Source organism: Curtobacterium sp. NPDC092190, assembly GCF_044755625.1.
Lineage (GTDB): Bacteria > Actinomycetota > Actinomycetes > Actinomycetales > Microbacteriaceae > Curtobacterium.
Genome location: NZ_JBIVRJ010000001.1, coordinates 728740 through 741284, shown reverse-complemented (window position 1 = coordinate 741284; position 12545 = coordinate 728740). Strand labels below are relative to the sequence as shown.

The 12545-nt window shown below is 73.9% G+C and carries 12 protein-coding genes; 3 read left to right on the top strand and 9 right to left on the bottom strand.

Annotated features, from left to right (window positions below; genetic code table 11):
* Positions 1–2: 2 nt before the first annotated feature.
* The gene (locus ACIQFY_RS03425) at positions 3–1442 is read left to right on the top strand and encodes an amidase (protein WP_251155070.1); all 1440 of its coding nucleotides are present in this window, start codon (positions 3–5) and stop codon (positions 1440–1442) included.
* A 301-nt stretch (positions 1443–1743) separates the two neighbouring features.
* Here ACIQFY_RS03425 and ACIQFY_RS03420 read toward each other — a convergent pair whose 3' ends face one another.
* The 6 genes from ACIQFY_RS03420 to ACIQFY_RS03395 all read right to left on the bottom strand — a co-directional run bounded on the left by ACIQFY_RS03420 (position 1744) and on the right by ACIQFY_RS03395 (position 7837).
* A complete protein-coding gene (locus tag ACIQFY_RS03420; RefSeq protein WP_326496386.1) occupies positions 1744–2526 on the bottom strand; it encodes an ABC transporter ATP-binding protein in 783 nt (260 codons plus the stop codon).
* Positions 2523–3335 carry an ABC transporter ATP-binding protein gene (locus ACIQFY_RS03415; protein WP_326496385.1) on the bottom strand — a complete coding sequence of 271 codons (813 nt, stop codon included), beginning with the start codon at positions 3333–3335 and terminating at the stop codon, positions 2523–2525. Before ACIQFY_RS03415 ends, ACIQFY_RS03420 begins: the two co-directional genes overlap by 4 nt.
* On the bottom strand, positions 3332–4282 hold the full coding sequence (locus ACIQFY_RS03410) for an ABC transporter permease (RefSeq protein ID WP_326496384.1): 951 nt from the start codon (positions 4280–4282) through the stop codon (positions 3332–3334). The genes ACIQFY_RS03415 and ACIQFY_RS03410 overlap by 4 nt, the downstream gene beginning before the upstream one ends.
* Positions 4279–5232, bottom strand: coding sequence for an ABC transporter permease (locus ACIQFY_RS03405; RefSeq protein WP_326496383.1), 954 nt, complete (start codon positions 5230–5232; stop codon positions 4279–4281). The genes ACIQFY_RS03410 and ACIQFY_RS03405 overlap by 4 nt, the downstream gene beginning before the upstream one ends.
* Positions 5233–5311: 79 nt before the next feature.
* Positions 5312–6832 (bottom strand): ABC transporter substrate-binding protein, encoded by a 1521-nt coding sequence (locus ACIQFY_RS03400; RefSeq protein WP_326496382.1) that lies wholly within the window; start codon positions 6830–6832, stop codon positions 5312–5314.
* 60 nt (positions 6833–6892) lie between these two features.
* Positions 6893–7837, bottom strand: coding sequence for an alpha/beta fold hydrolase (locus ACIQFY_RS03395; protein ID WP_326496381.1), 945 nt, complete (start codon positions 7835–7837; stop codon positions 6893–6895).
* 60 nt (positions 7838–7897) lie between these two features.
* On the opposite strand from ACIQFY_RS03395, the gene ACIQFY_RS03390 reads away from it, so the two are divergent.
* Positions 7898–8827, top strand: coding sequence for a siderophore-interacting protein (locus ACIQFY_RS03390; protein WP_400338273.1), 930 nt, complete (start codon positions 7898–7900; stop codon positions 8825–8827).
* Positions 8828–8889: 62 nt separating this feature from the next.
* Complete coding sequence (locus ACIQFY_RS03385; protein WP_326496426.1) at positions 8890–9663, top strand: ABC transporter ATP-binding protein; 774 nt, start codon at positions 8890–8892, stop codon at positions 9661–9663.
* Positions 9664–9867: 204 nt separating this feature from the next.
* Here the strand turns inward: ACIQFY_RS03385 and ACIQFY_RS03380 are convergent, their stop codons facing one another.
* The 3 genes from ACIQFY_RS03380 to ACIQFY_RS03370 all read right to left on the bottom strand — a co-directional run bounded on the left by ACIQFY_RS03380 (position 9868) and on the right by ACIQFY_RS03370 (position 12530).
* Positions 9868–10266 carry a Fe-S oxidoreductase gene (locus tag ACIQFY_RS03380; protein WP_400338271.1) on the bottom strand — a complete coding sequence of 133 codons (399 nt, stop codon included), beginning with the start codon at positions 10264–10266 and terminating at the stop codon, positions 9868–9870.
* Positions 10227–11630, bottom strand: a complete 1404-nt coding sequence (locus tag ACIQFY_RS03375) for a dihydrolipoyl dehydrogenase family protein (RefSeq protein ID WP_400338269.1) — start codon at positions 11628–11630, stop codon at positions 10227–10229. Before ACIQFY_RS03375 ends, ACIQFY_RS03380 begins: the two co-directional genes overlap by 40 nt.
* A gap of 78 nt (positions 11631–11708) precedes the next feature.
* Entirely contained in the window at positions 11709–12530 is an 822-nt protein-coding gene (locus ACIQFY_RS03370) for an arginase family protein (protein ID WP_400338267.1), read from the bottom strand.
* Between the last annotated feature and the right edge of the window lie 15 nt (positions 12531–12545).

The window sequence follows — 12545 nt, the reverse complement described above, 5'->3', positions numbered from 1 at the left end:
CCGTGTTCGAACTCCACCACCTCTCGGCGCAGGAACTCTGGGACTGGATCCGTCGGGGGGACGCGACCGCGCTCGAGGTGACCGAGCACTACCTCGCCCGCATCGAGCGGCTCGACCCGTCGCTCGGGGCGTTCGTCGCCGTCACCGCCGACACGGCACGCGAGCACGCGGCGCGACTGGGGACGCTCCTCCCGACCTCCCGGCCGCTCTGGGGCCTGCCCACCGCCGACAAGGACCTGTACGACCGCGCCGGTGTGCCCACCCGGCACGGCTCCGCCGCGCTGCCGGTGACACCCGCGACCGCCGACCACCCCCTGGTGGCGGCGCTCGCCGCAGCGGGGACGGTGAGCCTCGGCAAGACGACCTCGCCGGAGTTCGGCATGTCGTCGTCGTCGGAGACCCGGATCGGTACCACCCGGAACCCGTACGACACCACGCGGGCGCCCGGAGGATCGTCGAGCGGCACCGCCGTGGCCGTCGCCGCCGGACTCGTGCCCGCGGCCGTGGGGACGGACGGCGGGGGATCGGTGCGCATCCCCGCCGCAGCGACCGGTCTCGTCGGACTGAAGCCGAGCCGCGGCCGGGTGCCGTCGATGCCCGGTCGGTCCGGCCTCGGCGGGCTGAGCGTCGCCGGGCCGATCACGCGGAACGTCGCCGACGCCGGGATGCTCCTCGACGCCCTGGTCGCACCGACCGGGCTGCCCGAGCCCTCGCCGTACGCGCTGGTCACGCCCGACGTCGGGGACGGGCCCTTCACCGCCGCTGCGGTGCGCGGCGAGGGGCGGTTCGTGGTCGGCGTGCTCGACGGTTCGCCGTGGGACGACACCGTCGACGTCGTGGTCGACCCTGCCGCCCGGGCAGCGGTCGACACCGCCGTGCGGGTGCTCGGCGAGGTCGGGCACGGGGTCGAGGACGTCGCGATGCCCCGGCTGCCGTACGCCGAGGCGTTCCGGGTGGCGTGGGAGTCCGGCGCTGCGGGGCTGCCCCGCGTGCCCGGCATCGACCTGTCCGCGCTCACCCCGCTGGTGTCGTGGCTGGTGGAGCGCGGACGTGCGTTGACCGCGACGCAGGTGCTCGACGCGATGACGACGCTCGACGCCTTCTCGGCCGGGCTCATCCGGACGTTCGCGCCGTACGACGCCGTGCTCACCCCGACGCTGGCGCTGACCCCGCGTCCGCTCGGCTGGTACGGGGACGACCCCGAGGAGGACTTCCGGCGGCAGTGCGCCTACTCGCCCTGGACCTCGATGGCGAACGTGTCGGGGTTGCCCGCGATCACGCTGCCGGTCGGGGTGACGGACGACGACCACCCGGACGGGGCAGGCCTGCCGATGGGTGTGCAGCTCATCGGACGGCCGGGCGGGGAGCGCGTGCTGCTCGCGATCGGGGCGCAGCTCGAGCGGCGGCTGCGGTGGCAGCGGCGGCACCCGGCGACGTGGTGACGCCGGGCTGACGCGGATCGGGCGTCGTCGTTGGCGCGTCGCGACTGCGACGATGCGCACGTCGATCGACGCGTGCGATGCCGCGGCTCGGGAGGATGGCGCGACATCGTGGTCGTCGTACGACAGCGCATCTGTCGTCCTGACCGGAGCCCGGTCGCGGCTGCCGGGCCGAGTGACACCGTGGTCGTCGTACGACAGCGGAAGTGTCGCGTCGCCTACTCCGCCCGCGCGAAGCCCGCCGACCGACCCCCGCCGACGCCGACCCCCGCCGACCGTCCCCGCCGACCGCCGCCCCGCGCCCCTACGGCAGCGTCGGGGCCGCCGCCACCAGCGCCCGCGTCACCGGGTGCCGCGGGTCGTCGAGCAGCGACACCGGCCCCTGCTCCACGATCCGCCCCTCGGAGAGCACCGCCACGGTGTCGCACAGCCGCTGCACCACGCCGATGTCGTGCGACACGAGCACGAGCGTCAGCCCGAGGTCGTCGGCGAGCGAGCGGAACAGGTCGATCACCCTGGCGCGGACGACCACGTCGAGGGCGCTCATCGGCTCGTCCCCGAACAGGATCCGCGGGGAGTGCACCACCGCACGGGCGATCGCGATGCGCTGCCGCTGCCCGCCGGAGAACTCGTGCGGGTACCGGTCGGCGGCGTCGGCGGGCAGGTCGACGCGCTCCAGGACCGAGGCCACGAGCGCGCGGTGATCACCCGGCAGCTGCAGCGCACGGAGCGGCTCGGCGACGATCGCGCCGACGCGCATCCGCGGGTCGAGGGACGCGTACGGGTCCTGGAACACCACCCCGGTCTCGCGACGGAACCAGCGCATCGCGGCCGCGGAGGCCGACGCGACCACGGGACGACCGCCGGCCGACACGGAGCCAGCGGTGGGTGCCTCCAGGCCGGCGAGCAGCCGCACCAGCGTCGACTTGCCGGACCCGGACTCACCGACGATGCCGAGCCGTGCTCCGGAGGCGACCGTCAGGTCGACCCCGTCGACGGCGGTCCGCACCGGGCCGGGTTCGAAGGGGCCACGGCGTGGCAGGCGGTACGTGCGGTGGAGGCCGCTGGCGTGCAGCGCGTCGGTCATGCGGGGCCTCCGGTGCGGCGGGCGGTGGCGCGGGCGGCGTCGACGAGGGCCGCCGTCGTCGGGTGCTGCGGGGCGTCGAGCAGCGACCGCACCGACGCCTGCTCGACCACGCGGCCGTGGTCGAGGACGACGGCGGTGTCGGCGATCCGGGCGAGCACCGCGAGGTCGTGCGTCACGAAGAGCATGCCGGTCCCGCGCTCGGTCGAGAGGCGTTCGAAGAGCTCGAGGATCCGGGCCTCGGTGGTGACGTCGAGCGCGGTCGTCGGCTCGTCGGCGACCAGGTACGCGGGGGCGCCGGCCATCGCCATCGCGATGCAGATGCGCTGTCGCTGTCCACCGGACAGCTGGTGCGGGTACTGGCGGAGCAGCGCGGCTGGGTCGGGCAGTCCGACGGCGTCGGCGAGTGCGACCGCGGCGGTGGCGGCCGCACGGCGGTCCAGCCCGCGGTGCAGTCGGAGCGGTTCCGCCACCTGCGCACCGACACGGCGGAGCGGGTCGAGGGCGGTCGCGGGCTCCTGGAACACCATGCCGATGCCGGAACCGCGGTGGCGCGCCCGGTCCCGATCGCGCATCCCCACGAGCTCGGTGCCGTCGAGGCGGATGCTCCCGGTCACCTCGGCCCCCGTCGGTTCGAGGCCCATCAGGGCGAGCGAGGTCATCGACTTGCCGGATCCGGACGCGCCGATCACGCCGACGCGTCGGCCGGGAGGCACGGTGAACGTCACGTCGTCGAGCACCGTCCGCCCCGCGATGCGGACCGTCAGTCCGGTCACCTCGAGACCGTCGCGTCCGGTCCGGTGATCGCTCACGCCGTCACCCCCGGGGTCGTCGTGGTGCCGTCCGGTGCGCGTCGGTCTGCGCCCGGGGCGCCGGTGGCCGGGTCGTCGCCGGCCGGGGTGCCCGTTGCAGCCGGCGTGCCGGTGGCCGCTCGGTCGCCGGTGGTCAGGCGCGGGTCGGTCGCGTCGCGCACCGCGTCACCGAGCAGCGAGAGCGCGGCGACGACGAGGGCGATCGCGGCACCCGGCCAGGTCGCGCTCCACGGGTGCACGCCGATGTACGTCTGCAGGTCGGCGAGCAGGTTGCCCCACGACGCCGTGTCCGACCCCGCGCCGTAGCCGAGGTAGGAGAGGCCGGCCTCGGCGAGGACCGCCGTCGCCATCGCGAGCGAGAGCTGCACGGTGAACAGCGGCGCCGCGTTCGGCACCAGGTGGCGGGTGAGCACGCCGAGGGGCCCGACGCCGGAAGCCCGTGCGGCGACGACGTAGTCGCTCCGGGCGATGCGGCGGATCTCACCACGCGCGACGCGGGCGATCGTCACGCCGAACGACAGCCCGACGCTCACCACCACGACGCCGAGCGACCCGCCGAACACCGCCGTCAGGAGCATGGCGGTCAGCAGCGTGGGGAACGCGACGAGGATGTCGAGGAGGACGGCGGTGCCCTCTCGGACCCACCTCGTGGTCAGCGAGCCGATCGCCGTCAGGACGATGCCGACCACGCTCGCGACGATGCCGGAGCCGACCGCGACGAGCACGGTCGTCCGGGTACCGGCGAGCAGGTAGCTCGCGATGTCCCGCCCTGCGGCGTCGGTGCCGAACCAGTGCGCGAGGCTCGGTGCCGCCCACTGCTGGAAGGGGTCGGCGCGGAACGGGTCCTGGGGCGTCCACACGAGGGACACCGCGGCGAGCACGACGAGGAGCGTCAGCACGACGACGGCGAAGCACCCCGTGGGTCGGGCGAGCAGACGGCGGATCACTCGCCCACCTCCCGCTGCCGGGGGTCGAGCGCACGGTGCACGACGTCGACCGCGAAGCCGACGACCAGCACCAGGCTCGTGAGCACGAGGAGCTCCGACTGCACCTTCGTGACGTCGCGTCGCCCGACGTCGGTCACGAGCATCCGTCCGACCCCCGGGAGCGAGAAGAGCTGCTCGACGACGACGGCCCCCACCAGCAGGCCGGCGATCTGCACGCCGAGGACGGCCAGCACGGTGAGCGCCACCGACGGCAGGCCGTGCCGCAGGAGCGCCCGTGTCCGCGTCAGGCCGATCGCCGCCGCGGTCCGGACGTGGTCGGCGTCCAGGACCGTGAGCGTGGCGGAGCGGGTGAAGCGCAGGATCACGGCGCCCTCGACGGCGCCGATGGTGAGCGCGGGGAGCACGAGCGACGAGAACGCGCGACCGGGTTCGTCCCACCCGTCGAGCGGGAAGCCCTGCGTCGGCAGCAGGTGCAGCGTGACGGCGAACAGCGCGATGAGGAGCATGCCGGCCCAGACCACGGGGACCGCTGCCACCGCCTGCGCGACGAAGCCGATCACCGCACCGCCGGCCCGACGGCGCAGCACCGCAGCGAGCACCCCGAGCGGCACCCCGAGCACGAGGGCGGCCACCAGCGACATCCCCGCGAGCGGCAGCGTGACGGCGAGCTTCTGCGCGATCTCCGGACCGACGGCGCCGTTCGTCACGAGTGAGCGGCCGAGGTCACCGCGGAGCACACCGCCGATCCAGTCGAGGTACTGCACGACGACCGGCCGGTCGAGGCCGAGCTGCTGCCGGAGCTGCTCGACCTGGGCCGGCGTCGACTGGGTGCCGGCGACGATCTGTGCGACGTCGCCGGGCAGCACGCGCAGCGTGGCGAACACGATGATGCTCGCCACGAGCAGGCCGACGACGAGCAGCAGCAGTCGCCCGACGAGGAACCGGGTCACGCGTCCGATGCTACGGGGGCGGCGGCGCGAGCCCGGAGCGCAGCGCCGGACGAGCGCCCGGCGACCGGCGGGGCAGCGGTCACCGGACGGCCAGTCCGGCCAGGTCGAGCCGCGAGTTGCCGCCGTCGACGGGGAACCCGGTCACGCCCTTGCGGACGGCCGTGATCTCCGTCGCGGTGTACAGCCACTCGCCCGCGGCGTCCTCGCTGACGATGCGCGCAGCCTTGCGGAGCGCCTGTTCCTTCTCGGTCTGCGAGGTCGCGGCGATCGACTCCGCGTAGAGCCGCTGCACCTCGCGGTTGTCGTACCCGAAGTAGTAGTCCGGGTTCGCCCAGTTGCCGAAGTCGCGGGCCTCGACGTGGTCGACGACCGAGAGCTGGAAGTCCTTCTTCGTGAAGACCTGGTCGAGCCACGTCGCGAAGTCGACCCGCTCCACCTTCAGGGTGATGCCCACGTCGGCGAGCTGCGACTTCAGCACGTCACCGATCGTCGCCGGGTAGACGTTGGCGTAGGTGAGGGTCAGGTCCAGGTCGGTCTTCCCGGCCTCGGCCAGCAGCTTCTTCGCGTTGTCGGGGTCGTACGCGTCGATGTCGGTCAGGTCCTCGTAACCGGGGTCGAGCTCGGGGATCGGTCCGCCCTGCTCGACGCCCGTGCCGCCGATGGCCTTGATGAGCGCCTTCGGGTCGATCGCCTGCCGGATCGCCCGGCGCACCCGCTCGTCGGTGAAGGGCGCCTGGGCGTCGTTGAAGGCGAGCGTGTACTTGTCGGTCGTCTTGCCGCGGTGCAGCTCGATGTCCGGGTTGCCCTGCAGCTGGCCCTGCAGGGTGCCGTCGACGGGGTTCAGCACGTCGAGGTCGCCGTTCGCCATCGCGTTGACGGCGGTCGACGGGTCGGTGATGTACCGGAACACGATCTTCGCGACCTTCGGCTCGGTGCCCCAGTAGTCGTCGTTCCGGCTGAAGGTGAGCGAGTCGCCCTGCTTCCACGCCGACACCGCGTACGGTCCGGTGCCGTTGGCGCTGTCGGAGAGGTCGTTCGTCGCGGCCTGCTCGAGCACGAGCCCGGCGCGGCCGGTCAGGTTGAAGAGCAGATCGGAGTCCGGCGCCTCGAGCTGCAGCTCGACGATCCCGTCCGACGGGGAACTGATCGACGAGACGCCCGCGAGCTTGGCGGAGTCCACGTAGGACGCGTTGTCCTTCGCCTGCTGCAGCGACCAGACGACGTCGGCGGCCGTGACGGGCTTGCCGTCCTGGAAGGTCGTGCCGTCGCGGAGCGTGAACGTGTACGTCTTCCCGTCCGACGAGACCTCGTGCTTCGACGCCAGCACGTCGCGGATCTCCCCGTCCGCCGTCCGGCCCACCAGGCCCTGGTACACGTTGTCGATGAGCACCTGGTCGAGCGCGGCACCGGACTGCGTGCGGATGTCGAGGCTCGTGGGCTCGAGCACGAGGCCGACGCGCACGGTGGCGTCGTCGCCACCGCTGCTGCTGTCGGAGCCCGAGCAGGCGGTGAGCGTCAGGGCCGAGGCGACGGCGACCGCGGTGGCGGCCAGGGCGACGCGTGCTGCACGGCCACCGCGGCGGGGGAGGAGCGGACTCATGGGTTGTGGGTTCCTTCCGGGCGCGTGGGGCGACGGTCGTCGCTTCGCGCTCGCACGAGGTTACCGGCGTTCGGAGCCGGATGACGGTTGTTGGACCTCGTGCAACAACCGGTGCCGTGCTCCCCATGCCCGGATCGCCGACGCCAGTTCGAGGGGGGCCTGGTTCTGCACCGCGTGCCGTGCCGTCACCGTCACGACCTCGGCGTCCGGGAGCCGCTCGGTGAAGCCGGCGTGCAGCTTCGGCGAGACGTACCCGCGGTCACCCCGGACGAGCAGCACCGGCACGGCGAGGGCCTCGAGGTCCGGCCACGCGTCGGCGAACCGCCCCACCGACGCCGTCCGACCCGAGGGCAGGTGCGGGAAGTGGTGCCGGCGGACGAGCCGGCCGTCCTCGCCGAGTCGGGTGGTGTGCCGGGCCTCGCGGAGGAGCACCGCGCGGTCGTCCCCGACGCGGGCCTCGACGGCGCGGTCGACGACCTCGTCGAGCGATGCGAAGGGCGTCTCGTCCTCCAGTGCCCGGGCGATGCGGTCGACGGCGCGCTGCGCGAAGTCCGGGGACATGTCGACGAGCACCAGGCCGGTGACGCGCTCGGGGGAGGTCGCGGCCAGGCGGGCGGCGAGGATGGCACCGAGCGAGTGGCCGACGACCACGCCCGGCGGGACCCCGAGGGCGTCGAGTGCGGCCAGCACCTGCGGCGCCGTCGCGCTCGCGCCGTAGTCGGCGTCGTCCCGCCAGGACGACCGGCCGTGCCCGGGCAGGTCGAGGGCGACCGCCGGTTGCCCGACCGCGATCGCGGTCTGGTCGAAGCTGTGCGCGTCGATGCCGAGCCCGTGCAGGTAGGTGATCCGTGCCTCCCGGACGTCCGCCGTGTCCCAGCGGATCGCCGCGGTCTCGCGTCCGTCGTCGGTCCGGACCACCTGCCGGGAGGCGCGGAGCGGCTCCGTCACGCCGCTCGCAGCCGCCAGCGCGGCCAGGTCCGAGAATTCGTCGTCGGGTTCGTGCACGGGTCCGATCCTCGCACCCCGTCGGGTACCCCGTTGCACCCTGGAAGCCTTAGGTAAGGCATGCCATACTCGTACCTCGTGGCAGCCCGGTACCGAGTCTTCTCCGTCCGCGTCGCGGCCGTGTCGGCGCTCACCCCGTCGTTCGTCCGGGTGACGCTCACCGGTGACGCGCTCGCGGACTTCTCCGCGGTCGGGCTCGACCAGCGGATCAAGGTCGTCCTGCCGATCCCCGGACACGGGTTCAGCGACCTGCCCGACAGTGACGACTGGTACGGCGCGTGGCGCGCACTGCCCGACGCCCAGCGGAACCCCCTCCGCACCTACACCGTCCGGTCATTCCGTCCGGACGCCCGCGAGCTCGACATCGACTTCGTGGCGCACGGGGACACCGGACCGGCCTCGCGGTGGGTGTCGTCGTGTCGGGTCGGGGACGAACTCCGCATCGTCGGTCCCGCCGTGCCGTCCTCGCCCGCCGAGCTGCCGAGCGGCGCCGCCGAGTTCGCGCCGGGGAGCGCGACCCGGATCCTGCTCGCCGGGGACGAGACCGCCGCTCCCGCGATCTGCGCCATCCTCGAGGCACTCGACGTGGCGACCGTCGGACACGTCTTCATCGAGGTCCCGACCGACGCCGACCGGCTGCCGGTCTCCGCACCCGCCGGTGTCGAGGTGCGGTGGATCGCCCGCAACGGTGCCTCGCACGGGGTCCGGATGACGGACCAGGTGCACGCCTGGGCCGCCGAGGTCACGACCGGGGCCGCCTCGGTGGCGGAGCCGGTGCGCGGCGCCGTGGACCTGGCCGACGTGGACGTCGACGAGCAGGTGCTCTGGGACGTGCCGGCCGCGCTCGACGAGCGACCGGTGTACGCCTGGATCGCGGGCGAGGCCGGTTGCGTGAAGGAGCTCCGCCGACACCTCGTGCGCGGCGTCGGACTCGACCGTCGGCAGGTCGCGTTCATGGGGTACTGGCGGCACGGCAAGGCCGAGCACTGAACACGGCAGCGTCCGCCCCGGCGCCGTCCGGGCGAGCCGGTGGTCCCGTCCCGACGACGGCCCTGGGGGCGCGCGGGCTGACCCTGGCGTACGACGACCGGACCGTGGTGTCGTCGCTCGACGTCGACGTGCCCGACGGGGAGCTCACCGTGATCGTCGGTCCGAACGCCTGCGGCAAGTCCACCCTGTTGAAGGCGTTCGCCCGCACCCTCCGGCCGAGCGCCGGCACGGTGTTCCTCGACGGCGCCCCGATCGACTCGCTCCGCCCGAAGGCCGTCGCCCGTCGGGTCGGCATGCTGCCCCAGACGCCCGTCGCACCCGAGGGCATCACCGTCCGGGACCTCGTGTCCCGCGGCCGCTTCCCGCACCAGGACCTGCTGCACCCGTCGTCCGGCTCCGACCGCACCGCCGTGCAGGCCGCGCTGGAGCAGACCGACACCGTGTCGCTCGCCGACCGGAGCGTCGGTGAGCTCTCGGGTGGGCAGCGGCAGCGCGTGTGGATCGCGATGGTGCTGGCGCAGGAGACCGACATCGTCCTGCTCGACGAGCCGACGACGTTCCTCGACATCGCGCACCAGTACGACGTGCTCGAGCTCGCCTCGGCACTGCACGCGGCGGGCCGCACCGTCGTGGCGGTGCTCCACGACCTGAACCAGGCCGCCCGGTACGCGACGCACCTCGTGGCGATGCGCGACGGGGCGATCGTGGCACAGGGCACGCCGGCCGCGGTGCTGACCTCGGAGCTGGTGGAGGACGTCTTCGGACTGCCCTGCGTGGTCGTGCCCGACCCGGAGACCGGGACACCCCTGGTGGTGCCGCGCCGGCGCGTCGCCTGACCGCCGACGGCTCGGCGCGGGTGCTGCCTGCACCGAGCGGGCAGGACGTGCCGCTCGCGTTCGTCGAGCGGGCGCGATCCGTCGGTCCGGAGTGGCGAGTGTGACGGATCCGGCCCGCTCGGTGGCTCGGAACGGGCCGCCTGACGGACGGGAGGCACGGGGCGGACCCGCCGTGCGCCTCCCGTCCGGTCGTGGGTCACCGGGTCAGCGGTAGCCGCCGTCCTCGAGACCGGCCTCCACCTCGAAGCGGTTGCGGGCGGCGTCGCGCCCCGCGAGGGCGTAGAGCAGCGGCATGAGCATGCCGTAGCGACGCCACTGCGTCACGTGCACCCGCTCGTGCCGCAGCACGCGCGGGCCGTCGTTGTCCCGCGTCAGGTACACCGACCCGACGCACGTACCGCCGCGCCGGAACGCCCAGCGCGGCAGCCCCGTGCACACGATCAACCCGTCCTCGACCCGGATCCGCCCGGTCGAGAAGGGCACCCCGACGGCCAGTCCGACCGCGGTGGCGAACACCCAACCGGCGCGCGAGATCGGGGAGTCGAGGAGCGGGTTGCGCACCCCTACTCCGGTCGGCCGTAGGTCTCGAGCAGGCGGAGCCATACCTCGTTCATCGTCGGGTACGCCGGGACCGCGTGCCAGAGCCGGTCGACGGGGACCTCGCCGACGACCGCGACCGTCGCCGCGTGGAGCATCTCGGCGACGTCCTGTCCGACGAAGGTCACGCCGACGACGACGCCGCGGGACTCGTCGACGACCATCTTCGCCCGGCCGGTGTAGCCGTCGGCCTGCAGCGCCGAGCCGGCGATCGCACCGAGGTCGTACTCGACCGCGCGGACGTCGATGCCCTGCTCGCGTGCCGCGGCCTCGGTCAGGCCGATGCTCGCCACCTCGGGGTCGGTGAACGTGACCTGCGGGACGGCTGCGTGGTCGGCGGTCGCGACGTGGGCGCCCCAGGGCTCGGCGTGCACTGGGCGGCCCTGCGCCCGTGCGGCGATGGCCTCGCCGGCGGCGCGTGCCTGGTACTTGCCCTGGTGGGTGAGGAGTGCGCGGTGGTTGACGTCGCCGACGGCGTAGAGCCAGTCGGTGCCCTGCACGAGCATCGTGTCGTCGACCTGCAGCCAGTCGCCCGGGGTGAGCCCCACGGACTCGAGGCCGAGGTCGGCGGTGTGCGCCTTCCGACCCGTCGCCGCGAGGACCTCGCTCGTCACGACCGTGGTGCCGTCGTCGAGCGTCGTGGTGACCAGGCCGTGCTCGTCGCGGTCGACCCGCGTCGGGCTGACACCGGTACGGACGTCGATGCCGAGTTCCCGCATCGCGTCGGCGACGAGCTCACCGGCGAACGGCTCCATGCCGCCGAGCAGCCCGTGCCGGGCGACCAGGGTGACCTTCGACCCGAGGGATGCCCACGCGGTCGCGAGCTCGGAGCCGGCGACTCCGCCACCGATGACGAGCAGGCTCTCCGGGACCTGCTGGGCGCTGGTGCCCTCGCGGGTTCCCCAAGGCTGCGCGTCCGCGAGACCGGGGACGTCCGGCAGCTGGTGCAGCGAACCGGTCACGACGGCGACGGCCGCGCGTGCGGCGTGCGTCTCGCCGCCGACCTCGATGGTCTTCTCGCCGGTGATGCGGGCGTGGCCGCGGATCAGGGCGATGTCGGCGGACTCGAGCCAGGCCACCTGGCTGTCGTCCTGGTAGTCGGAGGTGAAGGAGTTGCGGCGCGCGAGCACCTTCGCGGCGTCCACGTGCCCGGTGACCGCCTGCGCGGCACCGTCGACGCGCTTCGCAGCCGCGACCGCGTGGCCGCTGCGGAGGAGCGCCTTCGACGGCATGCACGCCCAGTAGGAGCACTCACCGCCGACCAGTTCGGCCTCGACCACGGCGACCGACAGGCCGCGCTTGTGGGCGTAGTCCGCCACGTTCTCGCCGACTGCGCCGGCGCCGATCACGATGAGGTCGTAGTCCGTCATGCTCCCGAACCTACGCGGAGCGGCGGGGCGTCGGCCGTGTGCGGCGCGGCGCGGATCCGGAGGACCGGTCAGCCTTGGTCAGGCGGTGCGGGACGCGGTCGTCAGGGCACCGACCGCACGCAGGATCACGCCCAGGTCGTCGACCGCTCGGTCGGGATCCACCGGTGCGAAGCCGGTCAGCGCGGCCCCGACGAGTCGCCGTCCCCGCGTCGCGGCCTGGATGCGCTCGACCAGACCGGAGGCGTCGAGCCCGAAGGGCACCGGCTCGAGCAGTCCGTCCACCTCGGCCGGGTCGAGCACGTCGAGGTCGACGTGGACGAAGACGCGCTCGGCACCGGTGGACCCGACCGCGGCCGCGATCGCGTCCGGCGTCGCCGCGTCCACGTCGAGGTGGGTGATCCCGACCCGGTCGAGGGCGGCGATCTCGGCGTCCTCGACTCCGCGGATCCCGGCGAGCACGACCCTGGCCGGGTCCAGGACCGGCAGGTCGGGGAAGAGGTCCTCCGGGCGGTCGACGAGCAGGCGCAGGACGGCGGTCTCGGCTGCGACGGGTTGTGCGCGGTTCAGCGACCGGTAGCCGCTCGATCCGGCGATGCGCACGAACGCGGTGTCCGGACGCACGAGCACGGAGGCGCCGAGCACGCTCGACCCGTCACCACCGATCACCAGGACGGGTTCGCTCGCGACGCCGGTCTCCTCGGCGACGCGGTCGGCCACGGCACGGACCGACGTGTAGCGGGCGACGGCGGTCTCGAGCCGGTCGCCCGCGCCGGCCGGCACGTCGACGACGGTCGTGGCGGCGCGGGGGAGATCGGCTGCGATGGCCTGTGCTCCGTCGCCGAGGCGCATCGCGCGCGACGACGCCGAACCCTGCCACTGACCGACGACGAGGAACTGCATCGTCTCAGTCTGGCA